The organism is Dechloromonas aromatica RCB, assembly GCF_000012425.1.
Window position 1 is genome coordinate 3,409,000 of sequence record NC_007298.1, and the last position, 26,068, is coordinate 3,435,067.

A 26,068-nucleotide genomic window follows, 5' to 3' on the forward strand; every position below is an offset into this window, starting at 1 on the left:
CATTCGCCGCCATGAATCCGCCCCGCCTGCCTCCCGCCATCCTGATCATGGGCCCGACTGCTTCGGGCAAGACGGCGGTGGCCATGGCACTGGCCGACCGTTTCCCGGTCGAGCTGATCAGCGTCGATTCAGCGCAGGTATTCATCGACATGGACGTCGGTACCGCCAAGCCGGACCGCGCCACGCTGGACCGTTATCCGCATCGCCTGATCGACCTGATCACGCCCGAGGAAAGCTATTCGGCGGCCCGCTTCCGCGCTGATGCATTGACGGCCATGGCCGAGATCACGGCAGCCGGCAAGGTGCCGGTACTGGTTGGCGGCACGATGATGTATTACCGCGCCCTGCTGCACGGGCTGGCCGATTTGCCGCAGGCCGATGCCGAACTGCGGGCCGAAATCGATGCCGAAGCTGCCGCCGAGGGCTGGCCGGCCATGCATGCCAAGCTGGCGCTTGTCGATCCGGCGACTGCAGCCCGCCTGCATCCGACCGACAGCCAGCGCCTGCAGCGCGCTCTGGAAATCTGTCGGCTAACTGGACGCCCGATGTCGGAACTGCTGGCCGAAAGCGAAAAACAGAAGCCGCCCTACGATCTCCTGCAGATCGGTCTGCTGCCTTCCGACCGTGCCGTGCTGCATCAACGCATTGCCCGCCGCTTCGACGAAATGCTGCTGGCCGGCCTGGATGAGGAAGTGCGGCAGTTGCGCCAGAAATACGAGCTGAATCTCAACCTGCCCTCAATGCGCTGCGTCGGCTACCGGCAGACCTGGGAGATGCAGGAAGGCTTGATTCCGAAACGGGAGTGGCGTGATCGCGGTGTATTCGCAACGCGCCAACTGGCCAAGCGGCAGATCACCTGGCTGACCAATTCTTTCGCGGCCGAAAATTACGACTGCCTCGATCCGGCGCTGGTCGAGCGGATTGCCGCACGCACCGAGGCTTTTCTCAGCTCTTGAGGTGTGTTTTCAGGTCGTTGGCCAGCGATTCAAGCCGGTGGACGATCTCCAGTGAAGCATCCTGAGTACCCACCATGCGCATCATGAATTCGTTGGCCATGTTGCTCAGTTCCTCTTCCTGACTTTCCATCAGGCCAAGGTGAATGAACGCCTTGGTCAGGGATTCCTGGAAATCGACCATCACCTGCGTCAACTCGAAACAATTGCGCCGGTAATTAGCCTGCACATCATCCAGCGTTGAATAGAGACGCGGCAAGGCGGCTTCGATGCCGGCCCGCCGCTGGCTGGCCAGCAATTCGGCTTCGATGGCCCGCAGCCGGGCATCGGCCCCTTCGGCCAGCAATGCGCCATTGTCCCGAATCCGCCCACAACGATCGGGGTCTTCGAGCGGCATGTTGTTGACCATCAGGGTCACCCGACCGTAGTTGAACACGCAGCGGGATTTGAATTGAAAAATCCGCCCGCTTTCACGGACGTGATTAAGCACCGAAACTTCGAGCGGCACATTTCGCCCGTTATGACTCAACGAAAAAGCGTCATCACCGAGCCGCATCTGGACGGCCGCCTGCAGATCGTACTGCTGCATGGCCTCAATCACCGCCGAGGCCAGTTCATCGACATTCGTGCAGGCGAAAGACTTGCTCAGGAATTGCAGGACAACGCCCAGTTCCCCCATGCTGACCATGGCCGCCATGGCCGTACGCTGGGCATAGCCGGCCTGCTCGCGCAACGCCTTCTTGTCGACCAGGATACGCGCGGCAACTTCAAGTTTGCAGAGCAGTTCGGCATGCTCGAAGGGTTTCTGGATAAAGTCATCGCCCCCTGCTTCGTAGCAAAGCAGGCGGGTATCACTATCGTCGTGTGAAGAGACGAAAAGGACCGGAATATCCTGCGTCTCCCAGTCGTCCTTCAGGCGACGACACAATTCGTAGCCATCCATGACCGGCATCGAGACGTCCAGCAGGAACAAATCCGGCTTCAACGCTGCCAGGCGGCTCAGGCAGGACTCGGCAGAGGAGAAGGTTTCAAGCTGGCAAACGCCGTCCAAGGTCCCGTTCAGAATCTCAAGGATGACCGGGTCATCATCGACGACAAAAACACGCAAGCTATCCATGCCCATGACCCTCTGATTCTGTTTTTTTCATTCTGAAGTTTTTGGTGAACGACAGCAAGCAATTAGATCGCAGGCACCTGGCTTTTCCTCAACAGACCGCCCCGCGTACACCTGCGCGGCACGACGCAAGGGGCCTCAAGCGAAAAATCCTAGCCGTCGCTTCCGGGCAGGAATTCCGGCAACTTTGCCGGCTGGGTACAGGTGGTACAGGGCAGTTCCGGTTCAAAAGCGGCGCGACAAGCCCCCGCCCCCTCACCCCGCTCACCCCGCTCACCCTTTTTCACTGGGGCGATCCGCACAAACACCACACCGGCGTGAATCATCTCGAGATACTCCGCCACACTACGGGAAACGTCGATCACGCGTTTTCGATGCTTGGCGTGCATCCGGTCATTAACCTTGACGATGGCGCAGCGATCATTATCGACGCGCCGAACGGCAAGCATGGTACCGAGCGGAAAATGATTGCTGGCGGCGGTGAACTGATTGATGTCAAAACGTTCGCCGGTCGATGTCTTCCGCCCCTGAAAGCCCCTGCCGTAGAAGCTGGCCAACCCATGCAGGCTGGGCGAATCGTCACCGATCAGATCAGCCGGCCCAAACTCCGATGCCGGTGAGGCCGGGCGCACCACGCGGTGGGCCGCCTTCTTCGCATGCCTGGCGATGGCCGGCTTGGCCGATTTCTTCTTGCCCGCCGCCCAGGCCGGCGACACGGCATTCAGCAACAACAGGCCGCAGGCAATTGCCGCGACCTGCCGCTGCCATTTAGACCACCAGGGTCTGCGCTTCGTCACCCGAACGCGCCCGGATCTTGCCAATGCGATAAACCGCTTCGCCCTGCGCCTTCAGTTCGGCCATGGCGGCATCGGCATCGGCCGCAGCAACCACGATGACCAGACCGATACCGCAGTTGAAGACGCGATGCATTTCGTTTTCGGCGACATTGCCTTCGGCCTGCATCCAGTCGAACAGCTTCGGACGCGGCCAGGCAGCCTTTTCCAGCTCGGCCACGGTGTTTTCCGGCAACACGCGCGGCACGTTTTCAAGCAGGCCGCCACCGGTAATGTGGGCCATGCCCTTGATCGTGACCTTCTGCATCGTCGCCAGCACCTGCTTGACGTAGATGCGGGTCGGCGCCATGACGACGTCGGCCAGCGTGCGCTCACCGTCGAACTTGGCATTCATGTCCGGCTTGGAACGCTCGATGATCTTGCGGACCAGCGAGTAACCGTTCGAGTGGGCGCCAGAGGAAGCCAGACCGAGCACGACATCGCCCGGGGTAATCGAGGCCTTGCCGTCGATGGCCTTGGATTTTTCAACGACACCGACCGCAAAGCCGGCCAGATCGTATTCACCAGCCGGGTACATGCCCGGCATTTCGGCGGTTTCGCCACCGATCAGCGCGCAGCCGGCCAGTTCGCAACCCTTGGCGATGCCGCCGACGACTGCTGCCGCGGTATCGACATCCAGCTTGCCGCAGGCAAAGTAATCGAGGAAGAACAGCGACTCGGCGCCGAGCACCAGAATGTCATTGACGCTCATGGCGACCAGATCCTGGCCAACGGTATCGTGGCGGTTCAGGTCGAAAGCCAGGCGCAGCTTGGTGCCGACACCATCGGTACCGGAGACCAGCACCGGCTCCTTGTAGCGCTTCGGCACTTCGAACAGCGCGCCGAAGCCGCCGATGCCGCCGAGCACGCCTTCGCGCAGGGTCTTCTTGGCCAAAGGCTTGATACGTTCGACAAGGGCATCGCCCGCATCGATATCGACGCCGGCATCACGGTAGGAGAGGGAAGTGTTCTGGGTCATGGTCAATTTGGCGCCAAGGGGCAGCAAATGCTGCTGGAAAAAAAGGTGATTTTACCCGAAACCGCCAAGCTCCCCTAACCGCCCGGCCAACCCCGTCATTCCGGCGATTTGGCGAAAAAACGCGTCGCCACGCTCAACCGAAAAAATCGGCCAAAGTTCAAATCGCGTGCCACGCCCGAAAAGACCGCCGGCCGCTCTGCTAAAATCGCCGGTTCGAATTTCCGGCGCCGGCGGCGCTGTTCCGTGGAGAAAACGCAATGTATCAGTCCCCCCTCATCCAGGATCTGCACGATCGCGGCCTGATCGCCCAGATCACCGACGCTGCGGCGCTCGACAAACTGCTGACTGAGGAATCGGTAACGCTCTATTGCGGCTTCGACCCGACGGCGGACAGCCTGCACCTCGGCCATCTGGTGCCGGTGCTCATCCTCAAGCGCTTCCAGGAAGCCGGCCACAAGCCCATCGCGCTGGTTGGCGGCGCCACCGGCATGATCGGCGACCCGAGTTTCAAGGCCACCGAGCGCAAGCTCAACACGCCGGATGTGATCGCCAGCTGGGTTGGCAAGATTCGGGGCCAGGTCGAGCCCTTCCTCAAGTTCGACGGCGCCAACGCCGCCATCATGGCCAACAACTACGACTGGTTCGGCGGCATGAACTGCCTCGAATTCATGCGCGACATCGGCAAGCATTTCTCGGTCAACGCCATGATCAAGAAGGAATCCGTGCAGCAGCGCCTGACCCGCGAAGACCAGGGCATTTCCTACACCGAGTTCTCGTACAGCCTGCTCCAGGGCTACGACTTCGCCGAACTCAACAAGCGCTACGGCTGCGTGCTGCAGATCGGCGGCTCCGACCAGTGGGGCAACATCGTCGCCGGCACCGACCTGACGCGCCGACTGCATCAGAAACATGTCTTCGGCCTGACCCTGCCGCTGATCACCAAGGCCGACGGCACCAAGTTCGGCAAGACCGAATCCGGCGCCATCTGGCTCGACCCGAAAAAGACCTCGCCGTACGCCTTCTACCAGTTCTGGCTGAACACCAGCGACGCCGACGTCTACAAGTTCATGAACTTCTTCACCTTCCTGCCGGTCGCCCGCATCGCCGAGATCGAAGCGGCCGACAAGGCCAGCGGCACCAAGCCGGAAGCCCAGCGCATCCTGGCCGAGGAAGCCACTCGCCTGGTGCACGGCGAAGTCGCGCTGATGGCCGCCCGCCGCATCACAGAATGCCTGTTCAGCGGCCAGCTCGCCGACCTGACCGAAAACGACCTCGAACAACTGGCCCAGGACGGCATGCCCGGCGTGCAGCTGGAAAAATCCAACACCGGTCTGATCGACGCCCTTGTTGCAAGCGGTCTGGCCAAGTCGAAATCGGAAGCCCGCACTTTCATCCAGAGCGGCAGCGTCGCCATCAATGGCAACAAAGCGGAGGCGCTGGACCATGCCATTGGTGGCGATGAACTGCTCTACGGCCGTTTCACCATCCTGCGGCGCGGCAAGAAGAACTACGGCCTGATCAGCTGGCAGTAAGCACTCGCCGCCTCACTGTGGGCAGAAAAGAAAAACCCCTGGCTGCGGATGCAGACCAGGGGTTTTTATTGCGTGCGGGGAGAGGCGTCCGTGTGCCCTTGACCTGATCGCCAGCAAGAGAGATCCGGCCTCCGCCATGGCAACGGGATGAATTATCATCACGCCCATGAAAATCCTCATCGTCGATGACGAGCCCGCCATCTCCGAAACGCTGGCCTATGCGCTGCGCAGCGACGGGTTCACCACCGAAAGCTGCACCCTCGGCGCCCAGGCGCTGACGCTGCTCGCGGCCGGCGGCCACGACCTGGTCGTACTCGACGTCGGCCTGCCCGACATGAGCGGTTTTGATGTCTGCCGCGCCCTGCGCCGGTACTCCGATGTGCCGGTGCTGTTCCTGACCGCCCGTTCCGACGAAGTGGATCGTATTGTCGGCCTTGAACTCGGCGGTGATGACTACGTCGCCAAGCCGTTCAGCCCGCGTGAAGTGGTTTCGCGCATCCGGGCCATCCTGCGCCGGCTCAATCCCGAACCGCGCCTCGCCGCAGCGCCGCCGCCCACGCCAAGCCGCTTCGCCGTTGATCGCGACGGCCTGCGAATTGCCTACCACGGCCACTGGCTCAACCTGACACGCTACGAATACCTGTTGCTGGCGCTGCTGCTCGAACGCCCCGGCCGCATCCTGAGCCGCACCCAGATCATGGAAAGCGTCTGGCAGGACGGCGGCGAAAGCCTGGAACGCACGGTCGACACGCATATCAAGACGCTGCGCGGCAAACTGCGCGGACTGCGACCCGACGAGGATGTCATCGTCACCCATCGCGGCCTCGGCTACAGCATCGCCGGGTAATCCTGCCGTGAATATTTCCGTCCGCCTCTTTTTCGGCTATTTCCTGGTCGTCGGCCTGGCCGCCTGGTTTGTCCTCAACACCTTCACCCGCGAAACCGAACCCGGCATCCGCCAGGCTACCGAAGAAACGCTGGTCGACACTGCCCACGTCCTGGCCGAAATGGCCGCGCTGGAACTCTCGGCCGGGCGCATCGGCCAGGGGCCCTTCGCCGATGCAGTGCGGGCCGCCATCCGGCGCAGCCCGCAAGCCGACATTGCCGGTGTGCACAAGGAAAGCATCGATTTCCGCATCTACGTTACCGATGCCCACGGCATCGTCCTCTACGACTCCAAACAGGCGGCGCTTGGCGAGGATTTTTCGCACTGGCGCGACATCGCCCGCGTCCTGCGCGGCGAATACGGCGCTCGCCAGACCCGTGAAGACCCTTACGACCCGACCTCGTCGGTCATGCACGTCGCCGCGCCCATCTTCTGGCAGGGCGAGCTGATCGGCGTTCTGTCGCTGGCCAAGCCAATGTCCTCGGTCGCCCCTTACGTTAACCGGGCCGCCGAGCGCGTCAAGCAATCCGGCCTGCTGCTGCTCGCCGCCACGGCCGCCATCGGCCTCTTTTTCTCCGGCTGGCTGACCTGGTCGATCAACCGTCTGCGCGCCTATGCCCGCGATGTGGCCGAGGGCCGCAAGGTCGAACCGCCGACCGGCGGCGGCCACCAGTTTTCCGAGCTGGCCCGCGCCCTGGCCCAGATGCGCGAACGCCTCGAAGGCAAGCAATACGTCGAAAAATACGTGCAGAACCTGGCGCACGAAATGAAAAGCCCGCTCACCGCGGTGATCGGCGCCGCCGAAATCCTCGAAGGCGACCCGCCCGCCGATGACCGCCGTCGCTTCGCCGACAGCATCAGCGAACAGGCCCGCCGGCTGCAGGCGATCATCGACCGCATGCTGATGCTGGCCCGTGTCGAGCAACTGCAGTCGCCGGAAGGCATTACCGAGCTTGACCTGGAAACGCTGCTCAAGACCTGCATCACCCTGCGCCGCCAGCAACTCGATGCCCGCCACCTCGATTGCCGGTTGGATGCCGACGCCGCCACCAATGTCCGCGGCGACGCCTTCCTGCTACAACAGGCCGTCCTCAACCTGCTCGACAACGCCATTGAGTTCGCCCCGGAAGGCAGCCGCATCGAAATCAGCCTGCAGACCACCGACGAACAGGCCGAAATCAGCATCCGCGACCACGGTGCCGGCGCCCCGGACTTTGCCCTGCCGCAGATCTTCGACCGCTTCTACTCCCTGCCTTGCCCGGCGACTGGCCGCAAAAGTACCGGTCTCGGGCTGGCGCTGGTCCGCGAAGTGGCCCGCCTGCACGGCGGCGAGGCGAGCTTCGAGAATCACCCGGAAGGCGGCGGGTTAGCGCGGATTCGCCTGCCGAACTGATCAGCCGGTCGCATCCCGCCGAAAATGAGTCAGACGGACATCGACGGTCAGCGACAGCGAGGTCAGCGCGGCCGCCCGGGCCTTGCCCTCGGCACTGGCCCGGAAGAGATGCGGAGTCATCGCCAGCAAATCGGCGATCTGTTCCGCCCCGGAGACATCCACGGAAAAACGGACGCTTTCGCCCGGCTGGCGAGTGAAGCCGGCCGGCACCTGAACCTCGCCGACCCGCTCAGGCTTCAGGCTCGGGTAGATGATTTCGCGCAGTTCCCGCAGATGATCCGGCCCGGCATCGACTTGCAGCAACAGGCCGCCCGGTTTGAGCACCCGGGCAAATTCGGCATAGACCGGGAAGCCGAACATGCACAGTACCCGGTCCAGCGTCCCCGACAGCACGGGTAGATTGGCATTGCTGCCGACCACCCAGTTCGGCCGCTTGTCCTGTTTCGCTGCGGAAAGGACAGCCCACTTCGAGATATCCAGCCCGAGTACAGCCAGTGTTTGCCCGTCGCCAGTCGCTGCGGCCAGCTGACGCAGGTAGTAGCCCTCGCCGCTGCCGGCATCAAGACACGTGAGCATTGCATCGGGCGGCAAATCGGCCAGCACGGCCCGGCTGACTGCTGCGGCAATCGGCTGGTAGTAACCGGCATTGAGAAAACGCCGGCGGGCCGCCACCATCTCCTTGCTGTCGCCCGGATCATGCGAGCGCTTTTTCTGCACCGGCAGCAGATGGGTATAGCCCTGGCTGGCAATGTCGAAACTGTGGCCGGCAGCACAGCACCATGCCGCGCCGTTACGGGATAAGGGAGCGCCGTCCAGAGGGCAGGCCAGGGCCAGGAAAGGGATAATGTTCATTGATTCAACGACCTGACGGCCGGACAAAATAGGGAAGGCGATGTGCTGCGTGACACCGCAGCCAGCGCCCAGCAGACCAAGGTGTCGCTCCCGATGGTAGCGCGATTCGCGCCGAATTCGCCGGTTTGGCCGACGGATGCCGGCCCCGACCCTACTTCACCCCCGCTTCACATCGCTTCACCGTCACTTCGACAGGCATTCACGCAGCGCGCCGACACTGGGCTCACTTTCAAACAAGGGAGCCACAAATGGACAAGAAACTGCTCTTCAAGATTGCCGCGATCTGCTTCATGTCGCTGTTGCTGCTGGTACCGCTGGTCCTGATCGAGGGCCAGATTCGCGACCGCAGCCAGCGCCAGAACGAGGTGCAAGCCAGCATTGCCAACAGCGCGGCCGGCGAACAGACGCTGGTCGGCCCGGTGATCGAGCTACGTTATCGCGAACAGGTCGAGGTGCTGATTCCCGAGGGCGAGGCCGGACAGGCAGGGAAAACCCGGCAGCAGGTGGTCGAGCGGACCCTGATGCTGCCGCCGGAAAAACTGGTCATGGCTGGCGAAACGGTGGTCGAGACGCGCAACCGGGGCATTTACCAAGCCCGGCTTTTCCGCCTCGGTCTCGCTACCAGCGGCCATTTCGTCGTCAAACCCCTGAGCGAGGCAGCCAGCGGCGGGCGCATTCTGGAAGCGAACGCCCGGCTGGTGCTTGGCATTGCCGATCCGCGCGGCGTCAATAACGACCCCGAGGTGGTGATCAACGGCAAGGCGCATCGTTTTGCCTCGCCGGGCAGCAAGGGCAAGGGCGATCAGGAATTGGCCATCCGCCGACTGAGTATCGATCTTGGCCGACTCGACCTCCAGCGCGAAAGCCGTTTCGACTTCAGCTTTCCGCTGCAGCTGACCGGCACCGCCCGACTGGCCATCGCCCCGACTGGCGAATCGAATGAAATCGAGCTGAAATCGGCCTGGCCACACCCCAATTTCGGCGGCCGCTTCCTGCCCAACAGCCGCACGGTGACCAAGGATGGCTTTGGCGCCCGCTGGGAAATCTCGCATCTGGCGCGTAATTTCGAGGCAACGCTGAATCCGGCGCGCGGCGAAGTGCTGAGCATCGATTTCGTCGATCCGGTCAATGTCTATCTGCAATCCGAGCGGGCCGTCAAATACGGCGTGCTGTTCATCGTGCTGACCTTTGCCGGTTTCTTCCTGACCGAAATCCTGCGCCGCTCGCCGATCCACCCCATGCAATATCTGTTGGTCGGTCTGGCGCTGGCCATCTTCTTCCTGTTGCTGATCGCCTTCTCCGAGCACCTGCCCTTCTATGCCGCTTATGGCTTGTCGGCCGTCGCCTGTATCGGACTGATCGCCACCTATCTGGCCGGCGCGCTTGGCGGCATGCGGCAAGGCCTGGCCTTCGGCGCGGGACTGACCGGCCTTTACGGCGTGCTCTACGGCGTGCTGCTGTCCGAGGACAACGCCTTGCTGATGGGCAGCGTGCTGCTCTTCCTTGCCCTCGGCACCACCATGCTCGCCACCCGCCGCCTTAACTGGTATCGCCTCGGCGCCCAGCTCAACCCAGACAGCGAAGCCAGCGAGCCATGAAACTGTCTCTGAGCATCAGGCCGGCCGGCAGGGCCGCCGGCCTTTTGCCGCACCAGCTTCCCTTGCTCTTTCCTCTGTTGCTGCGCCGCCATGTCACGCTGACCCCCATCGATCCACAGCGCACCGCCTCGCACTCGACGGCCTTTTGCGTGCCAAGTGGAACTACGACAGGGTACTGATTACCGACGACCTCACCATGGGCGCGGTCTACGATCTGGGCGTTGGCCGCGTCGCCGGTGAGGCTCTGGAGCGGGGCAAAATCCCCCTTTCCCGGTTGCAGCAAAGCGAGCAGCGCCGCGCCGACTTCATCCCGATGGCTGAAACCCGGGCCGAATTCAGGACAAATGTTAAAATCGCGGCCCCTGTTTCATTCCGATCTCCCGATGCGCCAGCTAATTCTCGACTTGCTGCCCGAAAGCCCGCCCACGCTGGATAACTTCGTCGCCGGGGGCAACGCGGAAACGCTCGCCCTACTGACCGAATGGCTGGCCGGCACGCGCACCGACACCTCGTTCTGCCTGTGGGGCGAAGCTGGATCGGGACGCTCGCACTTGCTGCAGGCGAGCGGCTTTACCTATGTCGACGCAGCGCTCGACCCGGCACTGAAGACGGCCCCAGCGGCCGAGCAACTGGCCGTCGACCACGTCGAAGCGCTGGACGAAACCGGCCAGATCGCACTGTTCAACCATTTCAACCGCCTCAAGATGGCCTCTGGCATGCTCTTGACCGCCGCTGACCAGCCGCCGGCCCACCTGGCATTGCGCGAAGACTTGCGCACCCGCTTGGGGTCTGGCCTGATCTGCCGGCTGCAACCGCTGTCCGATGCCGAAAAAGCCGCCGCGCTGGGCGCCCAGGCGAAAGAACGCGCCCTGAAGCTGACACCGGAACTGATCGATTACCTGATGCGCCACGCCCCGCGCGACATGCGCACGCTATCGACCATCATCGTCGCCCTCGACGAATACACCCTCGAACAAAAGCGCCCGGTGACCCTGCCACTGCTGCGCGAGCTGCTCAACATGGAAGCTTCATCATGAATCTCGCCCTCTTCGATCTCGACAACACCCTCCTCGCCGGCGACTCGGATTTCGAGTGGGCACAATTCCTGATCAGCAAGGGCGTCGTCGATCGCGAACTGCAGGAAGCCAAGAACATCCAGTTCTACGAGCAATACAAAGCCGGCACACTCGATATTTACGAATTCCTGATCTTCCAGCTGGCACCGCTAACCCGCCACCCCCGCGCCGAACTCGACGCCTGGCATCGCGAATACATGGATCGCCACATCCGGCCGATCATGACCGCGCAGGCCAAAGCACTTGTCGCACAACACCTGGCGGCGGGTGACCTGTGCGCCATCGTCACCGCCACCAACAGCTTCGTCACCGGCCCGATTGCCCGCGAATTCGGCATTCCGCACCTGATCGGCACGGTGCCTGCGGTCGATACCGAACAAGGCGCCTTCTCCGGCGGCCCGCGCGGCACGCCGTCCTTCCAGGCCGGCAAGATCACCCGTGTCGATAGCTGGCTGGAATCGCTTGGCCTGTGGTGGGGCAGCTTCGACAACAGCTTCTTCTACAGCGATTCGCACAACGACCTGCCGCTGATGCAGAAGGTGAAGACACCGGTGGTGGTGGATCCGGATGACAAGCTGCGCGCCCATGCCAGTGAAATGGGCTGGAAAATCATTACATTGCGGTAGAATTTCGCTTTTTCCGCAGCGCCCCAAACGCTTTTCGATCGGTACAAGTGATTCGCAAACTTATCTCCCGCGTTTTCAGCGGCAAGAAACCCAAGGCCAGCCGCCATGAGCCGGCCGTCATTCCCGTCTCCAGCCACGGCATCACCCGCGACCGCATCAGCAGCGGCAGCCGCCGGGTCTGCGAAACCCTGCAGGGCCATGGTTTCAAGGCCTACGTCGTCGGCGGTGCCGTGCGCGACCTGCTGATCGGCGCCGAGCCGAAGGATTTCGACATTGCCACCGATGCCACGCCGGAAGAAGTCCGCCGCGCCTTCCGCCGCTCGCGCATCATCGGCCGCCGCTTCCAGATCGTCCATGTCATGATGGGTTCGGAAACCTTGGAAGTAACTACCTTCCGCGGCATGCTGGACGAAAAGACCAAGACCGACGAACACGGCCGCGTGCTGCACGACAACGTCTTCGGCAGCCATGCCGACGACGCCGCCCGCCGCGACTTCACGGCCAATGCGCTGTATTACGACCCGGCTACCGAGGCGGTGATCGACTATCACCACGGTGTCGGCGATCTCAAGCAGAAAACCCTGCGCATGATTGGCGAGCCGCGTGCCCGCTATCGCGAAGACCCGGTCCGCATGCTGCGCGCCGTTCGCCTCGCTGCCAAGCTCGGCCTGATGATCGACCCGGAAGCCAAGAAGCCGATCCGCGAAATGGCCGACCTGCTGGAAAACGTCCCGGCCGCCCGCCTGTTCGACGAAATGCTCAAGTTGCTGACTTCGGGCCACTCGGTCAAATGCATCACCCAGTTGCGTGACGAAGGCCTGCACCACGGCCTGCTGCCGCTGCTCGACGTCATCCTCGAACAGCCGATGGGCGAAAAATTCGTCATGCTGTCGCTGGCCAATACCGACGAGCGGGTCCGCCGCAACAAGGGCACTTCGCCCGGCTTCCTGTTCGCTACCCTGCTCTGGCACGAAGTGCTGGCCCACTGGGAAAAGCTGAAAGCCAAGGGCGAGCCGAAAATTCCGGCGCTCTACACAGCGATGGATACCGTCCTCGACGTGCAGGGCGAAAAACTCGCCATCACCCGCCGCATCGCCGGCGACATCAAGGACATCTGGGCCCTGCAGCCGCGCTTCGAAGCCCGTGCCGGCAAGCGCCCCTATGCCCTGCTCGAACAACCGCGCTTCCGCGCCGGTTACGACTTCCTGGTGCTGCGTGCCCAGGCTGGCGAAATCGACATGGAACTGGCCGACTGGTGGACCCGCTTCCAGAGTGTCGAAGGCGATGAACGCGCAGCCATGCTAGTCCCCGACCAAGGTGGCGACAAAAAACGCCGGCGCCGCAAGAAAAAGCCGGCTGCCTCTGGCGGCACCGACAGCACCGCAGAATGAACACTGCCTACATTGCGCTGGGGGCCAACCTCGGCGATCCGGCGGCCACCGTGCGCGCTGCCTTCGGGGCGCTGGCCAACCTGCCGGAAAGCCGTGTTGTTCATAGCTCTTCGCTGTACCGTACCGCACCGGTCGGGATCACCGAGCAACCGGAATTCGTCAATGCCGTCGCCCAACTGGAAACCAGCTTGGCCCCGGAAGCCCTGCTCGACGCCCTGCTCGACATCGAGCAGCGTTTCGGCCGCGTCCGGGCCGAACGCAACGGCCCGCGTACGCTGGATCTCGACATCCTGCTCTACAACGACCAGTGCATCGACCTGCCACGTCTGACCTTACCGCATCCGCGCCTCCACCTGCGCGCCTTCGTCCTCTATCCGCTGGCTGAAATCGCCCCTGGTCTGGTCATTCCCGGACGCGGCAGCATTTCCGCCTGGCTGCCGGCCGTCGCCAATCAGGGTATCGTCAAGTTGTGAGCATTTTCGGCCTGCACATCCCCGTGCTCTGGCAGACGGTGACGCTGCTGGCCCTGTCGAATGTCTTCATGACTTTCGCCTGGTATTCACACCTCAAGCACCTCAACGACAAGCCATGGTGGATCGCCGCACTGATTTCCTGGGGCATTGCGCTGTTCGAATACCTGCTGCAGGTACCGGCCAACCGCATCGGCAACACCGAGCTCAACCTCGGCCAGCTCAAGATCCTGCAGGAAGTGATCACGCTGGCCGTCTTCGTGCCTTTCGTCGTTTTCTACATGGACCAGCCACTGAAGCTTGACTACTTGTGGGCTGCTCTGTGTATCCTAGGCGCCGTCTATTTCGTTTTCAGGACATAAATGTCTGCTCAAGTCGCAACCCGCCGCCTGACCCAGGCCGATCTCGCCAAGCTCTACCAAGCTGGTGAGAAAATCGCCCAGTTCACCTGCTATGACGCCAGCTTTGCCCGTCTGCTCGACGGCGCCGGGGTCGATTCGATCCTGATCGGCGATTCGCTGGGTAACGTCATCCAGGGCCACGACACCACGCTGCCGGTCACCGTCGCCGACATCGCCTATCACACCGCCGCCGTCAAACGCGGCTGCGACCGCGCCTTCATTGTTGCCGACATGCCTTTCGGCAGTTATCAGGAATCGCCGGAACAGGCCTTCCGTAACGCCGCGACACTGATGGCCGCCGGCGCCCAGATGGTCAAGCTTGAAGGCGGTGCCGACATGGCACCGACCGTACGTTTCATGGTCAGCCGCGGCATTCCGGTCTGCGGCCATATCGGCCTGACACCACAATCCGTGCATGTGCTGGGCGGCTACAAGGTGCAAGGCAAGGGCGAAGCTGCGGCGCAGCGCCTGAAGGACGATGCCATGGCGCTCAAGGCGGCCGGTGCCACCATGCTGCTGCTCGAGGCCATTCCGGCCACGTTGGCAGCCGAAGTCACGGCGATGACCGGCGTCATCACCATCGGTATCGGCGCCGGCAAGGATTGCTCCGGCCAGGTCATGGTGTTGCACGATGCCTTTGATATCCCGCCCGGCAAGAAAGCCAAGTTCGTCAAGAATTTCATGGAAGGCGCCAGCAGCATTCACGACGCCGCCTGCCGCGCCATCGCCGCCGTCAAGGACGGCAGCTACCCTGGCCCCGAACACACCTATTCCGCTTAAAACCATGCAAATCCATTCCAGCATCGCCGACTTGCGCTCGGCGCTGAAGAACCGTGGCCGCGTCGTTTTTGTACCGACCATGGGCAACCTGCACGCCGGTCACATCAGCCTGATGACACAGGCCCGTGCCCACGGCGACACCGTCGTCGCGTCAATCTTCGTCAACCGACTGCAATTCGGTCCGAACGAGGATTTCGACAAATATCCGCGCACCTTCCAGGCTGACTGCGACAAACTCGCTGCCGCCGGCGTCGATGTCCTGTTCGCGCCGACCGAAGCCGATCTCTACCCGGAACCGCAGGAATACACCGTCGAACCACCGGCCATTCAGAACATCCTGGATGGCGAATTCCGCCCCGGCCATTTCCGTGGTGTCGCCACCGTGGTCCTCAAGCTATTCAACTGCGTCCAGCCGCAGGCCGCCATGTTCGGCAAGAAGGATTACCAGCAGTTGATGGTCATTCGCAACATGACCCGCCAGCTCGCGCTGCCCATCGATATCATCGGCGGCGAAACCGTGCGCGCGGAAGATGGCCTGGCCCTCTCGTCACGCAACGGCTACCTGAGCGCAGCCGAGCGCACCGAGGCACCGCGCCTGTATCGACTGCTCAACGAAATCCGCGCCGCCATCCGCGCCGGCGAAACCGATACCGTCAAACTGGAAAATGAAGCCATCGCGGCGCTGACTGCCGCTGGTTGGAAAAACGATTATGTTGCGGTGCGACAACAGTCCGACCTGTCTATGCCGAAAGGCGTAAACGCCCCACTGGTGGCGCTTGCCGCCAGCCGCCTGGGAAGCACGCGCCTGATCGACAACATCGAGATTTGACGCGGCTGAAATATCCATAATTACGCCCGTTGACAGAGGGACTATTGTCGCTACAATGCGCTTCCCCTAACTATCTGGATGAGTGAAACCATGCAGAGAACAATGCTGAAATCCAAGTTGCACCGTGTTACGGCGACCCATGCCGACCTGCACTACGAGGGTTCCTGCGCCATTGATGAAGACCTGCTCGAAGCGGCAAACATCAAGGAATACGAACAGATCGACATCTGGAACGTAAATAACGGCGAGCGTTTCACGACCTACGCCATCCGCGCCGAACGTGGCTCGGGTGTCATTTCCGTCAATGGCTCGGCGGCCCGTCGTGCCGCCCCGGGCGATATCCTGATCATCGCCACCTTCGCCGTCTATAACGAGGTGGAACTGGCCAAACATGAGCCGGATCTGATCTATGTCGATACGCAAAATCGCATCGTCCGTCGCGGCCACAAGATTCCAGTACAAGCCGCTGCCTGACCGAGAACTAATTCACATTCATGAGAAACCCGCCTTTTGGCGGGTTTTTCTTTTTAGTACAATCCATTACGAAATTTCACACACCAAGTTGGAGACAAACAATGGGCGTTGTTTTCGCAAAGACCCCGAAGGGGCATGACGAAATCGCCACGAAGTCCGGAGGGCTGTCGCCACGCGTGCGACGACTACTCATCTTCGTTGACGGCAAACGATCGGTCGAGGAACTGCGCAGCATGCTGCCGGCCGATGATCTACAGCACACCCTGGGGATGCTCGAAGAAGAAGGCTATATCGAGTTCCATGACATCGCGGGCATTCCTCCCGGAGCCGCCACGCCGACGACGCTGCCCTCGATAACCGCTTTCAGCGAGCTGCCGAGCACGCTGGACCCGGTTCGCCTGCAGCAGGCGCGCAATTTCATGATCAACACGTTGAACGCCTTTGTCGGTTCGCTTGGCACCAGTTCGCTGCTCGATCGCCTGGAAAATGCCGCCGGGCACAGTGACCTGCGGGTGCTCTACGACGACTGGTATCACGCCATCGTGATGTCACGCGATGGCAAGCGCGAGGCCGAATCGCTACGCGGCAAGCTGCTCAACGTCATCTGATCGCACCAGTCCGATAAAAAAGGGCAGCCTTGGCTGCCCCTTTCCGTTTGATCAAGCGTCCGAAGGCTCCACGACCTTCGGTTTGCGCGGCCGCGCCGGCCGTTTGGGCTTGGCCGGCTTCGACTCGACGACAGGAACTTCTGGCAAAGAGGCCTCGACATCAGCCGAGGCAGGCGCAAGCGCCTCGGTATTACGTGGACGACGGGCACCGCGACGAGGCTTGGTGTCGGCAGGAGCCGCCGGCTCAAGCACTACAGGAGCCTCCACAACAGGCGCAATTTCGACCGGGGGAGTTGAATCGACAAACGCCTCGACAGACGGTGAGCGCTCCTTATCACGCCCGTTACGGCTACGGCGCCCACCACGTCGCCGTGGATTGGCGCTCGATTCCGGCTCAAGCATCGGCGCTTCCGGTTTGCTTTCGACTTCGGCAGTGACTTCTACCGCCGCTGCATTGACGACGAGTGCCTGGCCGACAATCTCGGCCTCTTGAGTCGCCGTGGATTTCGGCGGGGCACGGAAAACGAAAGCTCCCTTGTCATCGCGGCCAAAGCCAATAAGGCCACGACCAGCCGCCTCTTCCAGCAGGTTACCAAAGGTCCGGAAGCCGTAATAGCTCTCATTGAAGCCCGGATTACGCCGCTTGACGACCTCCTTGAGCACCGAAGCCCAGATGCGCTCGCTTTCGCCCCGGTCGGCCATCAGGTCGACAAAGGTAGCGGAAACGATATCGATTGCCTTGCTCTTGCGCTCTTCCTGCTTGTCGCGGCGCTTGGCCTCTTCTTCCGGCGAACGCTTTTCCCGCTCGCGGCGTTGTTGTGGCCCGCGCCCGGCCTCGCGATCGCGAACCAGATCATCGTAATAGATGAATTCGTCGCAATTGGTCACCAGCAAGTCGGAGCAGCTTTGCTTGACGCCAACGCCGATCACTCGCTTGGCGTTTTCACGCAGCTTGGAGACCAGCGGGGAAAAATCGGAGTCGCCGGAAATGATCACGAAGGTATCGACATGGGCTTTGGTGTAGCAGAGGTCGAGCGCATCGACGACCATGCGGATGTCGGCTGAGTTCTTGCCGGACTGGCGGACATGCGGAATTTCGATCAGCTCGAAATTGGCTTCGTGCATGGCCGCCTTGAAAGCCTTGTAGCGATCCCAGTCGCAATACGCCTTCTTGACGACGATGCTGCCCTTGGCGAGCAGACGCTCAAGCACCGGACGAATATCGAATTTTTCATACTGGGCATCGCGCACGCCGAGAGCGATATTCTCGAAGTCGCAAAAGAGCGCCATGCTGGCGTTGTCGTTGGCTGCGGCCATGAAATTCTTTCAATGTCAGGAGGCTGGAGTATACCGCCGACGCATCGCCTTGACCGCTCATGTATTTCCGCTTTTTTAGCGAACATCAAAGCCCTGACCTCGACCCTGCAAATACCATCGGCCGGCCAAACAATTTCCGAAAGGGGGAAAAACAATGAGTGGCGCTTTCACCAAATCGATGGCGCGGAACATATTTTACGGGGGGACGGTCTTCTTCTTCCTGTTGTTCCTTGCGCTGTCATTCGACACCCATTCGCAACTACCTAAACGCGACATGCGGGCCAACATCACGCCGCAGATCGCCGAAGGCAAGAAGCTCTGGGAAACCAACGATTGCATCGGTTGCCACACCCTGTTGGGTGAAGGCGCTTACTTCGCACCGGAACTGGGCAATGTCATTGTCCGTTACGGCGAAGAAGGCACCAAGGCATTCATCCAGGCTCGCCCGAAAGAGGGTATCCCGGGTCGCCGCAGCATGCCGCAGTTCAACTTCACCGACGAGCAACTGAACGCCATCGTGGCCTTCCTGAAGCACGTCAATTCGATCAACACCAACAACTGGCCGCCTAACAGCCAGGGCTGATCGAGAGGAGAACTGATAATGCAATTCAAATCCCAAGCGGTTGCAAAACCCTACTTCATCGCGGCAATCGGTCTGTTTGTCGGTCAGATTCTGTTCGGCCTGATTCTTGGCCTGCAGTATGTGCTCGGCGACTTCCTTTTCCCCGCCATTCCGTTCAACGTGGCCCGCATGGTCCACACCAACCTGCTGATCGTGTGGCTGCTCTTTGGCTTCATGGGCGGCGCGTACTACATGATCCCGGAAGAAGCAGAAACCGAGCTGTTCAGCCCGAAACTGGCGCTGCTCATGTTCTGGATCTTCCTGGTCGCTGGTGCGTTGACCATCGTTGGCTATCTGGCCGTTCCTTACGCCACGCTGGCCGAGCTGACCGGTAACAACATCCTCGAAACCATGGGCCGCGAGTTCCTCGAACAGCCGCTGCCAACCAAGCTTGGTATCGTGGTCGTTGCGCTGGTTTTCCTGTTCAACATCACCATGACGGTGCTGAAGGGCAAGAAGACGGCGATCTCGATCGTTCTGCTGCTCGGTTTGTGGGGCCTCGCTGTCTTCTTCCTGTTCTCTTTCTACAACCCGACGAACGTCGTTCTCGACAAGTTCTTCTGGTGGTGGACGGTGCACCTCTGGGTGGAAGGCGTATGGGAACTGATCCTCGGCTCCTTCTTGGCTTTCGTGCTGATCAAGACGACCGGTGTTGACCGTGAAGTGATCGAAAAGTGGCTGTACGTCATCGTCACCCTGACGCTGATCTCGGGCATCATCGGTACGGGTCACCACTACTTCTGGATCGGTACGCCGGAATACTGGCAGTGGTGGGGTTCCATCTTCTCCGCTCTGGAACCGATTCCGTTCTTTGGCATGACCGTGTTTGCCTTCAACATGGTGAACCGTCGTCGTCGCGAGCATCCGAACAAGGCTGCTGTGCTGTGGGCGCTCGGTACCGGTGTGATGGCTTTCCTGGGCGCTGGCGTGTGGGGCTTCCTGCACACCCTGGCTCCGGTCAATTACTACACCCACGGTACGCAGATCACCGCGGCGCACGGTCACATGGCTTTCTATGGCGCCTACGCCATGGTTAACCTGATGATGATCTCCTACGCCATGCCCATCCTGCGCGGCCGTGCTGCCAACAGCAACAAGTCGCAAGTGCTGGAAATGTGGTCGTTCTGGTTGATGACCGTCGCTATCGTGTTCATCACGCTGTTCCTGACCGCCGCAGGTATCCTGCAAGTCTGGCTGCAACGCGTTTCCGATGCTCCGCTGCCGTTCATGGTGGCGCAGGAAAAGATCGCGCTGTTCTACTGGATGCGTGAATGGGCTGGCGTGGTCTTCCTGATCGGCCTCATTGTCTACATCACCAGCTTCTTCGTTGGTGGTAGCGAGAAAGAAGCTGCCTAAAGCTTGATTCCTCCAAGTAGCACTCAAGGCGCGGTTCTTCGGACCGCGCCTTTTTTATTTGGGTCAAATCAAGGTTTGCCATCCAGGCGACCGATACGATGACGACCATGATGAATTCTCCGAGTACACAACCCACGGAAGCAGTGACAAGCCGCCGCCTACCCGGCGACCTTGCCATCTGGTTCTTCATCCTGGCCGAAATGCTGGTGTTTGCGGTTTTCTTCGCCACCTACGCGTTCGCCCGGGCCAAGAACGTCGAGATGTTCAATCTCTACCAGCAGACGCTGGACCGCAACCTCGGCGCCTTGAATACATTTCTGCTGATCACCGGCTCATGGTTCGTCGTGCTCGCCGTCCAGGCCGCTCATCACGACAACCGCCCGGCCATTTCGCGGAATATCCTGCTCGGCTGGCTCTGCGGCGGTGGCTTTCTGGTCGTCAAGGTCATCGAATACTCGGCCAAGTTTGGCGCCGGCATTTCGATGTCGACCAACACGTTCTACATGTTCTACATCTCGCTGACCTTCTTCCATTTCATGCACGTCATTCTCGGTATGGTCATCCTGACCGTGCTTTGGCTCCAGTCACGAAACGGGGCTTACGGGAGCCACAACGCACACGGACTGGAAAGTGGCGCCGCCTACTGGCACATGGTCGATCTGCTGTGGATCGTGCTTTTCCCCCTCGTTTATGTGATGCGCTGATGAACCCCCTGAAAAACTCCGCCCATCGCGCCTGGATTGTCCTTGTCGTCGCCACCACGATCACCTGGTATCTCGGTGAAGTCGGGGCGGCAGGCACATCGGCCATCGTGGCCATGCTGGCCATCGCCTTCGTCAAGGGCCGCCTGGTCATTCTCGACTTCATGGAACTGCGTGAAGCGCCAAGACTCTGGCGTATCCTGCTCGAAGGCTGGCTTATACTCGTTTCCAGCCTGATTCTGCTTGCTTACTGGATTTCTCTTAAATGACCGATCTGCCCTTCTACGAAGCGTCCGGCAACGAAATTGCCCTGTTCGAACACGCCTACCAGCAGCGCCTGCCGCTGCTGATCAAGGGGCCGACCGGTTGCGGCAAGACTCGCTTCGTGTCGCACATGGCAGCTCGCCTGAAACTTCCGCTGTATACCGTGGCCTGCCATGACGACCTGACTGCGGCCGATCTCGTCGGGCGCCATCTGATTTCCGACAAGGGTACTTACTGGAGCGATGGTCCGCTGACCCGCGCCGTGCGCGAAGGCGGCATCTGCTACCTCGATGAAGTCGTTGAAGCGCGCAAGGACACCACCGTCGTCCTGCACCCGCTGGCTGACGACCGCCGCATCCTGCCCATCGACCGTACTGGCGAAATGCTGCAGGCGCCGGACAACTTCATGCTGGTTGTTTCCTACAACCCCGGCTACCAGAACCTGCTCAAAGGCCTGAAACCCTCCACCCGCCAACGTTTCGTCTCGATGCGCTTCGACTTCCCCGGCGCCGAACGCGAAATTTCCATCCTGCTCGGCGAAACCGGCTGCGATGTCGATCTCGCCAAGCGTCTGGTCGGCATCGGCAAGGCCTTCCGTGCCCTCAAGGATCGCGATCTCGAAGAAGTCGCCAGTACCCGCCTGCTGGTCTATGCCGCGACGCTGATCAAGTCCGGCTTCGATGTATCGGCCGCCTGTCGCGCTGCGCTGGTCGAAAGCCTGACTGACGACGAGGAAACCGTCGAGGCGCTGATGGAAATTGTCAATGCCACATTCGGACGATGATTTCGGCTTTGAGGAAGAAAAGGCCGGCCAGAATCTGGCCGTCCTCGCCGAAGCACTGTACCTGATCAACCTACTGGTCCTGCCGGGCATCGCCTTCGTGCTGCTGCTCGGCCTGTGGCTGAAACACAAGGACAGCGCCCCGCCGCTGGCCCGCCAGCACCTGAAGCAAACCACCTTCGTCAGCCTGGTCGGCGGCCTGCTGATAGTCACGCTATCCAGTCTCATCCTCGCCCTTGGCGGCCTCGCCTGGGAATGGACCTGGGTGATACTCATTTTGTACTTCACCTGCATTCACTCGACGCTGGTGCTCTTCGGCATGTACGCGCTGATCAAGGCGATGAACGGGCAAACCTGGCGCTTCCCGCTGATCGGCCCAGCGATCGATGACAAAAAAGCATGAAAAAGCCAGCTTTGCAGCGTTACCGCCTGCTGGCGCAGATGGGCTTTTTCACGCTGTTCACCGTCACCCCGCTCTTCGACCTCTTCCGCTACGATCTGACCGAGAAGCATGCCTACTTCCTGACCTACCCGTGGCATCTCGGCATTGATGAACTGATTGCCGGCACCGGCGACCCCAGCAATGCTGCGGCCAACATCATTCTTTACCTGTTCTTGCCGGTACTCGGTGCAGGGACGCTGATCATCGGCGTTGCCTGGAAATGGGGCCGCCTCTATTGCGGCTGGCTGTGCCCGCATTTCTCCGTGGTTGAAACGATCAACCGCCTGATGCTGATCGCCAACGGCAAGCATTCGGTCTGGGACAAGAAGCAAACGCCACCGTGGGAACCGGATGGCACGCCAGCCAAGCGCGACAAGCGTTACTGGCTGCTCGTCGTCCCCGCCGCCATCGGCTTCGCTTTCGCCTGGGCGGTGGTCGGCCTGACCTACCTGATGCCGCCATTTCAGGTTTACCACGGGCTGCTCACCTTCACGCTCTATCCCAAGGAAGTGATTTTCCTGACGGCAGCCACCACGGTACTCGGTCTCGAATTTCTCTTCGCCCGTCACCTGTTCTGCCGCTACGGCTGCGCCATCGGCATCTTCCAGAGCTTCGCCTGGATCATGAACAAGAAGGCAATGGTCGTCGGCTTCGACCGCAAACGCCTGACCGACTGCGCCAGTTGCCAGCAAGGCGCCGGCAGCGCGGGCCACACCGTTCTCGCCCGACAAGCCCTGCGCGACAGCGGTAACGAATTCGCCTCGCCGGCCGGCAGCGCCTGCGACGCCGTCTGCCCGATGCGCCTGAAGCCGCGCAACGTCAAACGCTGGATGTTCGCCTGCACTCAGTGCGGCCAGTGCATCTCAGCCTGCGCAACGGTCAACCGCGACAACCCGAATGGTCAATTATTGCGCTGGGTCAGCAACGATGCGGCCAAACGCAACGAGGCTGGTTTTTCAGCCTTATCAAATACCGACGAAGACGCCGGTGGGAAAATTGAGCGATCTGCTTCGCAATGATTGAAACATGAAAGCTTGTCTTTACGCCGCTGGCGTCGTTGCTCATCCTCGCGGTAGCGCTGGCTATCGCTCCGGTTCGCGCCTAGCCAACAGCGCAAATCCCGCGCTTTCATTCAGTTCCATCCATTACAAAGCAGACCGCTAACCATGGAAGAATACGTCGGCAAACTCTGGCACAACTGGGTCACCAAGACCTCCGGTGGCCACTACCCTGAAGCCGTGGTCAAACTGGCCGAGATCGAGAAGACGGCAGGCATCCTGTTCCGTGCCTTTGGCGGCGATCCTGGCCTGAAAGTGGCGTCAGCCACGGCCGAACAGCATGGCGCCCGGCGCAGCTGGCTGCAGCGGCTTGCCGGTAGCAACGAAAAAGTGGCTCAGGCCCGACGCGATGACGAAACACTACGCCTGCCACCGGAAATCGCCGCTTTCCCCGAAAAAAGCCTGAACCGCGACCTCTATCTGTGGCTGGCGGCGCTGGCGGCCAGCGACGTAGCGCCTGAGCAAGCCTGGTTCATCCGCAACCAGCGAGCCAGCCTGGCGGCGCTGGAACGCTACCCGGGGCTGCGCCCGCGCTACGAACGGCTGGTCGAAGCTCACATCAGCGGCCGCATTCCCGCCTCACAGTTGCTCCCGGATGAGGCGGCACAGGAAGAAGCGCTTCGCCAAGCGATGCGCCAGCCGGGATCGGTCGATGGCCTGCCACCACTGAATTCGAAAAAATCGCGTCCGCCGCAACCGGTCCTGCTCTGGCTGATTGTCACCGAAGTCGCCACAGCGAAGCGCGTTGCCGACCCTGACGAGGAGCTGGCGCCGGAAGGCACCGGCAACAGCGCAACGACCAAGGAAGCGCACAAAGCCGAGCAGGTCGAGACCCCGGACAACAAGAACCCGATGCTGGCCATGTTCCGCGCTGAAAGCCTGCCGACCTGGGCCGAGTATGTACGGGTCAATCGGGCTTTTGACGAAGACGAAGATCCGAACGCCCGCGATGCCGCAAATGATCTGAATCAGCTGTCGCTGACCCGGGACGGCCAGACGGCGAAATCGCGGGTCAAGTTCGATCTTGACCTGCCCTCCGCCGCTGAAGACGACACACCAATCGGCCCCGGCATTGCGCTACCGGAATGGGATTACCGCAAGGAGTTGATGCAAGAGCGGCATTGCCTGCTCCAGCCAATGGTTGCCAGCGATGCCGAGCCCGCTGCCCTGCCGCCCGAACTGGCCGCCACGGCCAAGAAATTGCGCGGCCAGTTCGCTGCCCTGGCGCCACAGCGCCGCTGGCTGAAGGCGCAACCCGATGGCCCTGAACTCGATGTCGATTCCTGCGTCCGCAATCATGCCGACCGGGCTTCGGGCCACACGCCGGAAACTGGCGGCTATCTTGCCCAGGCACGCTGCGAGCGCGATCTGGCCTGCCTGCTGCTGGCCGATCTGTCGATGTCCACCGATGCCCCGATTTCCGATTCGCACCGCATCATCGACGTCATTCGCGATTCGCTGCTGCTCTTCTCGGAGGCACTGACCGCCACCGGCGACCGCTTCGGCATCTACGGCTTTTCGTCGCTGCGCCGCCAGAACATCCGCTTTCACCTGCTCAAGGATTTTTCCGGGCGCTACGACGCTGCCGCTCGTGGCCGCATCCTGGCCATCAAGCCCGGTTACTACACACGTATGGGCGCGGCCATCCGCCAATCGGCCAAAATTCTGGCCGAACAGGCGGCCGGGCACAAACTGCTGCTGATCATCACCGACGGCAAGCCGAACGATCTCGATCAATACGATTCCCGCTATGGCATCGAGGATACCCGAATGGCCGTGCACGAAGCCCGCCGGCTCGGCCTGACGCCATTTTGCGTCACGATTGACCACGAAGCCGGAGCCTACCTGCCCTATCTTTTTGGTCCGGCCGGTTTCTGCGTAATCCGCAAACCGGAGGAGTTACCGCGGCGCCTGCCCCTCCTTTACGTACAGCTGACTCGACAGTAAGTAGTCATAAAGTCGTATTGCATCGGAACTATCCGAGTGCCAACATCGGCCGTCCTCGCTTAGGCCTCAACGAATATGCACGGCAACACTCCAGTTAACGTAGAAGCACTACTGACCCACATTCCGTTGTTCAACGGACTGGCCCCGGAAGAGATTTCCCGCATCGCCCGAGGAACACGCGAAATGCACGCGGCCAAGGGGGAAATCCTTTTTCACAAGGGCGACCCATGCAACGGATTTCATTTGCTGGTTTACGGGCAGATGAAGCTGGCCTTCACTTCCTCACAGGGCAGCGAGAAAGTGGTCGAGATCGTCAGCCAGGGACAAAGCTTTGGCGAAGCCGTGATGTTCATGGAAAAGCCCTACATCGTCTTCGCCCAGGCGCTCAGCGACTCGCTGCTGTTGCACATCTCCAAGGCTGCCGTTTTCGAGGAACTGCAGCGCGACCACAATCTCTGCCGCAAGATGCTGGCCGGCATGGCCATGCGCCTGCACCAACTGATGAATGATGTCGAATCCTATTCGCTGCATTCCGGTAAGCAGCGCATCATCGGCTACCTGCTGCGCGAATTACCCGAAGCTGATCAGGATGGCACCAATGTTGCCGTGACCCTGCCGACCAACAAGGGCATCATCGCCTCCCGTCTGAATCTGACCCAGGAGCATTTTTCACGCATTTTGCATGAATTGACCGAACTCGGCCTGATCGTGGTCGAAGGGCGAAAGATCCATATTCCCAGTGCAGCCAAGTTGAGAAAACACGAGGGCTGAGTAAAAATCAGCCA

At 61.1% G+C, this 26,068-nt stretch carries 28 protein-coding genes; 23 read left to right on the forward strand and 5 right to left on the reverse strand.

Going from position 1 to position 26,068, the window contains the following annotated elements:
• Positions 1–11: 11 nt before the first annotated feature.
• Positions 12–956, forward strand: coding sequence for a tRNA (adenosine(37)-N6)-dimethylallyltransferase MiaA (gene miaA / locus DARO_RS16220; protein ID WP_011288897.1), 945 nt, complete (start codon positions 12–14; stop codon positions 954–956).
• Here miaA and DARO_RS16225 read toward each other — a convergent pair.
• The 3 genes from DARO_RS16225 to purM all read right to left on the reverse strand — a co-directional run bounded on the left by DARO_RS16225 (position 946) and on the right by purM (position 3,879).
• Positions 946–2,070, reverse strand: a complete 1,125-nt coding sequence (locus DARO_RS16225; protein WP_011288898.1) for a response regulator — start codon at positions 2,068–2,070, stop codon at positions 946–948. The two genes, miaA and DARO_RS16225, sit on opposite strands and share 11 nt — an antisense overlap.
• Before the next feature lie 149 nt (positions 2,071–2,219).
• Positions 2,220–2,864 (reverse strand): septal ring lytic transglycosylase RlpA family protein, encoded by a 645-nt coding sequence (locus tag DARO_RS21895; RefSeq protein WP_011288899.1) that lies wholly within the window; start codon positions 2,862–2,864, stop codon positions 2,220–2,222.
• Positions 2,836–3,879: a phosphoribosylformylglycinamidine cyclo-ligase gene (purM, locus tag DARO_RS16235; protein WP_011288900.1), complete on the reverse strand. Its 1,044-nt coding sequence runs from the start codon at positions 3,877–3,879 to the stop codon at positions 2,836–2,838. The genes DARO_RS21895 and purM overlap by 29 nt, the downstream gene beginning before the upstream one ends.
• Positions 3,880–4,136: 257 nt before the next feature.
• Between purM and tyrS the strand changes: the two genes are divergently transcribed.
• The 3 genes from tyrS (at position 4,137) to creC (ending at position 7,690) form a co-directional block, all read left to right on the forward strand.
• Positions 4,137–5,411 carry a tyrosine--tRNA ligase gene (gene tyrS, locus DARO_RS16240; protein ID WP_011288901.1) on the forward strand — a complete coding sequence of 425 codons (1,275 nt, stop codon included), beginning with the start codon at positions 4,137–4,139 and terminating at the stop codon, positions 5,409–5,411.
• Between the two features lie 166 nt (positions 5,412–5,577).
• On the forward strand, positions 5,578–6,258 hold the full coding sequence (gene creB / locus DARO_RS16245; protein WP_011288902.1) for a two-component system response regulator CreB: 681 nt from the start codon (positions 5,578–5,580) through the stop codon (positions 6,256–6,258).
• 7 nt (positions 6,259–6,265) lie between these two features.
• On the forward strand, positions 6,266–7,690 hold the full coding sequence (creC, locus tag DARO_RS16250) for a two-component system sensor histidine kinase CreC (protein WP_011288903.1): 1,425 nt from the start codon (positions 6,266–6,268) through the stop codon (positions 7,688–7,690).
• Here the strand turns inward: creC and DARO_RS16255 are convergent, their stop codons facing one another.
• Positions 7,691–8,542, reverse strand: coding sequence for a putative RNA methyltransferase (locus DARO_RS16255; protein ID WP_011288904.1), 852 nt, complete (start codon positions 8,540–8,542; stop codon positions 7,691–7,693).
• Between the two features lie 248 nt (positions 8,543–8,790).
• Between DARO_RS16255 and creD the strand changes: the two genes are divergently transcribed.
• From creD to DARO_RS16305, 10 genes are all read left to right on the forward strand, one after another.
• Entirely contained in the window at positions 8,791–10,140 is a 1,350-nt protein-coding gene (gene creD / locus DARO_RS16260) for a cell envelope integrity protein CreD (protein ID WP_011288905.1), read from the forward strand.
• Between the two features lie 383 nt (positions 10,141–10,523).
• The gene (gene hda, locus DARO_RS16265) at positions 10,524–11,177 is read left to right on the forward strand and encodes a DnaA regulatory inactivator Hda (RefSeq protein ID WP_041224461.1); all 654 of its coding nucleotides are present in this window, start codon (positions 10,524–10,526) and stop codon (positions 11,175–11,177) included.
• On the forward strand, positions 11,174–11,842 hold the full coding sequence (locus tag DARO_RS16270; RefSeq protein ID WP_011288907.1) for a histidinol-phosphatase: 669 nt from the start codon (positions 11,174–11,176) through the stop codon (positions 11,840–11,842). The genes hda and DARO_RS16270 overlap by 4 nt, the downstream gene beginning before the upstream one ends.
• 47 nt (positions 11,843–11,889) lie before the next feature.
• The gene (pcnB, locus tag DARO_RS16275) at positions 11,890–13,233 is read left to right on the forward strand and encodes a polynucleotide adenylyltransferase PcnB (RefSeq protein WP_011288908.1); all 1,344 of its coding nucleotides are present in this window, start codon (positions 11,890–11,892) and stop codon (positions 13,231–13,233) included.
• The gene (gene folK, locus DARO_RS16280; RefSeq protein WP_011288909.1) at positions 13,230–13,706 is read left to right on the forward strand and encodes a 2-amino-4-hydroxy-6-hydroxymethyldihydropteridine diphosphokinase; all 477 of its coding nucleotides are present in this window, start codon (positions 13,230–13,232) and stop codon (positions 13,704–13,706) included. The genes pcnB and folK overlap by 4 nt, the downstream gene beginning before the upstream one ends.
• Positions 13,703–14,065: a DMT family protein gene (locus DARO_RS16285; RefSeq protein ID WP_011288910.1), complete on the forward strand. Its 363-nt coding sequence runs from the start codon at positions 13,703–13,705 to the stop codon at positions 14,063–14,065. Before folK ends, DARO_RS16285 begins: the two co-directional genes overlap by 4 nt.
• On the forward strand, positions 14,066–14,884 hold the full coding sequence (gene panB / locus DARO_RS16290; protein WP_011288911.1) for a 3-methyl-2-oxobutanoate hydroxymethyltransferase: 819 nt from the start codon (positions 14,066–14,068) through the stop codon (positions 14,882–14,884).
• Positions 14,885–14,888: 4 nt separating this feature from the next.
• Positions 14,889–15,713 (forward strand): pantoate--beta-alanine ligase, encoded by an 825-nt coding sequence (gene panC, locus DARO_RS16295; RefSeq protein WP_011288912.1) that lies wholly within the window; start codon positions 14,889–14,891, stop codon positions 15,711–15,713.
• Between the two features lie 90 nt (positions 15,714–15,803).
• The gene (panD, locus tag DARO_RS16300) at positions 15,804–16,187 is read left to right on the forward strand and encodes an aspartate 1-decarboxylase (RefSeq protein WP_011288913.1); all 384 of its coding nucleotides are present in this window, start codon (positions 15,804–15,806) and stop codon (positions 16,185–16,187) included.
• 101 nt (positions 16,188–16,288) lie between these two features.
• A complete protein-coding gene (locus DARO_RS16305) occupies positions 16,289–16,795 on the forward strand; it encodes a hypothetical protein (RefSeq protein WP_011288914.1) in 507 nt (168 codons plus the stop codon).
• Positions 16,796–16,846: 51 nt separating this feature from the next.
• Here the strand turns inward: DARO_RS16305 and DARO_RS16310 are convergent, their stop codons facing one another.
• The gene (locus DARO_RS16310) at positions 16,847–18,112 is read right to left on the reverse strand and encodes an NYN domain-containing protein (RefSeq protein ID WP_011288915.1); all 1,266 of its coding nucleotides are present in this window, start codon (positions 18,110–18,112) and stop codon (positions 16,847–16,849) included.
• 154 nt (positions 18,113–18,266) lie between these two features.
• Between DARO_RS16310 and DARO_RS16315 the strand changes: the two genes are divergently transcribed.
• The 9 genes from DARO_RS16315 to DARO_RS16355 all read left to right on the forward strand — a co-directional run bounded on the left by DARO_RS16315 (position 18,267) and on the right by DARO_RS16355 (position 26,054).
• Positions 18,267–18,695: a c-type cytochrome gene (locus tag DARO_RS16315; protein WP_011288916.1), complete on the forward strand. Its 429-nt coding sequence runs from the start codon at positions 18,267–18,269 to the stop codon at positions 18,693–18,695.
• A gap of 18 nt (positions 18,696–18,713) precedes the next feature.
• Positions 18,714–20,090, forward strand: a complete 1,377-nt coding sequence (locus DARO_RS16320; protein ID WP_011288917.1) for a cbb3-type cytochrome c oxidase subunit I — start codon at positions 18,714–18,716, stop codon at positions 20,088–20,090.
• 98 nt (positions 20,091–20,188) lie between these two features.
• The gene (locus DARO_RS16325; protein WP_011288918.1) at positions 20,189–20,794 is read left to right on the forward strand and encodes a cytochrome c oxidase subunit 3 family protein; all 606 of its coding nucleotides are present in this window, start codon (positions 20,189–20,191) and stop codon (positions 20,792–20,794) included.
• Entirely contained in the window at positions 20,794–21,060 is a 267-nt protein-coding gene (locus tag DARO_RS16330; protein WP_011288919.1) for a cytochrome C oxidase subunit IV family protein, read from the forward strand. Before DARO_RS16325 ends, DARO_RS16330 begins: the two co-directional genes overlap by 1 nt.
• On the forward strand, positions 21,057–21,839 hold the full coding sequence (locus tag DARO_RS16335) for a CbbQ/NirQ/NorQ/GpvN family protein (protein WP_011288920.1): 783 nt from the start codon (positions 21,057–21,059) through the stop codon (positions 21,837–21,839). Before DARO_RS16330 ends, DARO_RS16335 begins: the two co-directional genes overlap by 4 nt.
• A complete protein-coding gene (locus DARO_RS16340; RefSeq protein ID WP_011288921.1) occupies positions 21,820–22,239 on the forward strand; it encodes a magnetosome magnetite crystal formation protein family in 420 nt (139 codons plus the stop codon). The genes DARO_RS16335 and DARO_RS16340 overlap by 20 nt, the downstream gene beginning before the upstream one ends.
• On the forward strand, positions 22,236–23,297 hold the full coding sequence (locus tag DARO_RS16345) for a 4Fe-4S binding protein (protein WP_011288922.1): 1,062 nt from the start codon (positions 22,236–22,238) through the stop codon (positions 23,295–23,297). The genes DARO_RS16340 and DARO_RS16345 overlap by 4 nt, the downstream gene beginning before the upstream one ends.
• Positions 23,298–23,444: 147 nt before the next feature.
• Positions 23,445–25,283: a VWA domain-containing protein gene (locus DARO_RS16350; RefSeq protein ID WP_011288923.1), complete on the forward strand. Its 1,839-nt coding sequence runs from the start codon at positions 23,445–23,447 to the stop codon at positions 25,281–25,283.
• Between the two features lie 75 nt (positions 25,284–25,358).
• Positions 25,359–26,054 (forward strand): Crp/Fnr family transcriptional regulator, encoded by a 696-nt coding sequence (locus DARO_RS16355; protein ID WP_011288924.1) that lies wholly within the window; start codon positions 25,359–25,361, stop codon positions 26,052–26,054.
• Positions 26,055–26,068: the final 14 nt, after the last annotated feature.

Excerpts from the sequence above, each read along its gene's own strand:
- miaA (WP_011288897.1), top strand. The coding sequence starts at position 12 with ATGAATCCGCCCCGCCTGCCTCCCGCCATCCTGATCATGGGCCCGACT.
- DARO_RS16225 (WP_011288898.1), bottom strand. The coding sequence starts at position 2,070 with ATGGATAGCTTGCGTGTTTTTGTCGTCGATGATGACCCGGTCATCCTT.
- purM (WP_011288900.1), bottom strand. The coding sequence starts at position 3,879 with ATGACCCAGAACACTTCCCTCTCCTACCGTGATGCCGGCGTCGATATC.
- tyrS (WP_011288901.1), top strand. The coding sequence starts at position 4,137 with ATGTATCAGTCCCCCCTCATCCAGGATCTGCACGATCGCGGCCTGATC.
- creB (WP_011288902.1), top strand. The coding sequence starts at position 5,578 with ATGAAAATCCTCATCGTCGATGACGAGCCCGCCATCTCCGAAACGCTG.
- DARO_RS16255 (WP_011288904.1), bottom strand. The coding sequence starts at position 8,542 with ATGAACATTATCCCTTTCCTGGCCCTGGCCTGCCCTCTGGACGGCGCT.
- creD (WP_011288905.1), top strand. The coding sequence starts at position 8,791 with ATGGACAAGAAACTGCTCTTCAAGATTGCCGCGATCTGCTTCATGTCG.
- hda (WP_041224461.1), top strand. The coding sequence starts at position 10,524 with ATGCGCCAGCTAATTCTCGACTTGCTGCCCGAAAGCCCGCCCACGCTG.
- DARO_RS16270 (WP_011288907.1), top strand. The coding sequence starts at position 11,174 with ATGAATCTCGCCCTCTTCGATCTCGACAACACCCTCCTCGCCGGCGAC.
- folK (WP_011288909.1), top strand. The coding sequence starts at position 13,230 with ATGAACACTGCCTACATTGCGCTGGGGGCCAACCTCGGCGATCCGGCG.
- panB (WP_011288911.1), top strand. The coding sequence starts at position 14,066 with ATGTCTGCTCAAGTCGCAACCCGCCGCCTGACCCAGGCCGATCTCGCC.
- panC (WP_011288912.1), top strand. The coding sequence starts at position 14,889 with ATGCAAATCCATTCCAGCATCGCCGACTTGCGCTCGGCGCTGAAGAAC.
- panD (WP_011288913.1), top strand. The coding sequence starts at position 15,804 with ATGCAGAGAACAATGCTGAAATCCAAGTTGCACCGTGTTACGGCGACC.
- DARO_RS16305 (WP_011288914.1), top strand. The coding sequence starts at position 16,289 with ATGGGCGTTGTTTTCGCAAAGACCCCGAAGGGGCATGACGAAATCGCC.
- DARO_RS16310 (WP_011288915.1), bottom strand. The coding sequence starts at position 18,112 with ATGGCCGCAGCCAACGACAACGCCAGCATGGCGCTCTTTTGCGACTTC.
- DARO_RS16315 (WP_011288916.1), top strand. The coding sequence starts at position 18,267 with ATGAGTGGCGCTTTCACCAAATCGATGGCGCGGAACATATTTTACGGG.
- DARO_RS16320 (WP_011288917.1), top strand. The coding sequence starts at position 18,714 with ATGCAATTCAAATCCCAAGCGGTTGCAAAACCCTACTTCATCGCGGCA.
- DARO_RS16325 (WP_011288918.1), top strand. The coding sequence starts at position 20,189 with ATGACGACCATGATGAATTCTCCGAGTACACAACCCACGGAAGCAGTG.
- DARO_RS16330 (WP_011288919.1), top strand. The coding sequence starts at position 20,794 with ATGAACCCCCTGAAAAACTCCGCCCATCGCGCCTGGATTGTCCTTGTC.
- DARO_RS16335 (WP_011288920.1), top strand. The coding sequence starts at position 21,057 with ATGACCGATCTGCCCTTCTACGAAGCGTCCGGCAACGAAATTGCCCTG.
- DARO_RS16340 (WP_011288921.1), top strand. The coding sequence starts at position 21,820 with ATGCCACATTCGGACGATGATTTCGGCTTTGAGGAAGAAAAGGCCGGC.
- DARO_RS16345 (WP_011288922.1), top strand. The coding sequence starts at position 22,236 with ATGAAAAAGCCAGCTTTGCAGCGTTACCGCCTGCTGGCGCAGATGGGC.
- DARO_RS16350 (WP_011288923.1), top strand. The coding sequence starts at position 23,445 with ATGGAAGAATACGTCGGCAAACTCTGGCACAACTGGGTCACCAAGACC.
- DARO_RS16355 (WP_011288924.1), top strand. The coding sequence starts at position 25,359 with ATGCACGGCAACACTCCAGTTAACGTAGAAGCACTACTGACCCACATT.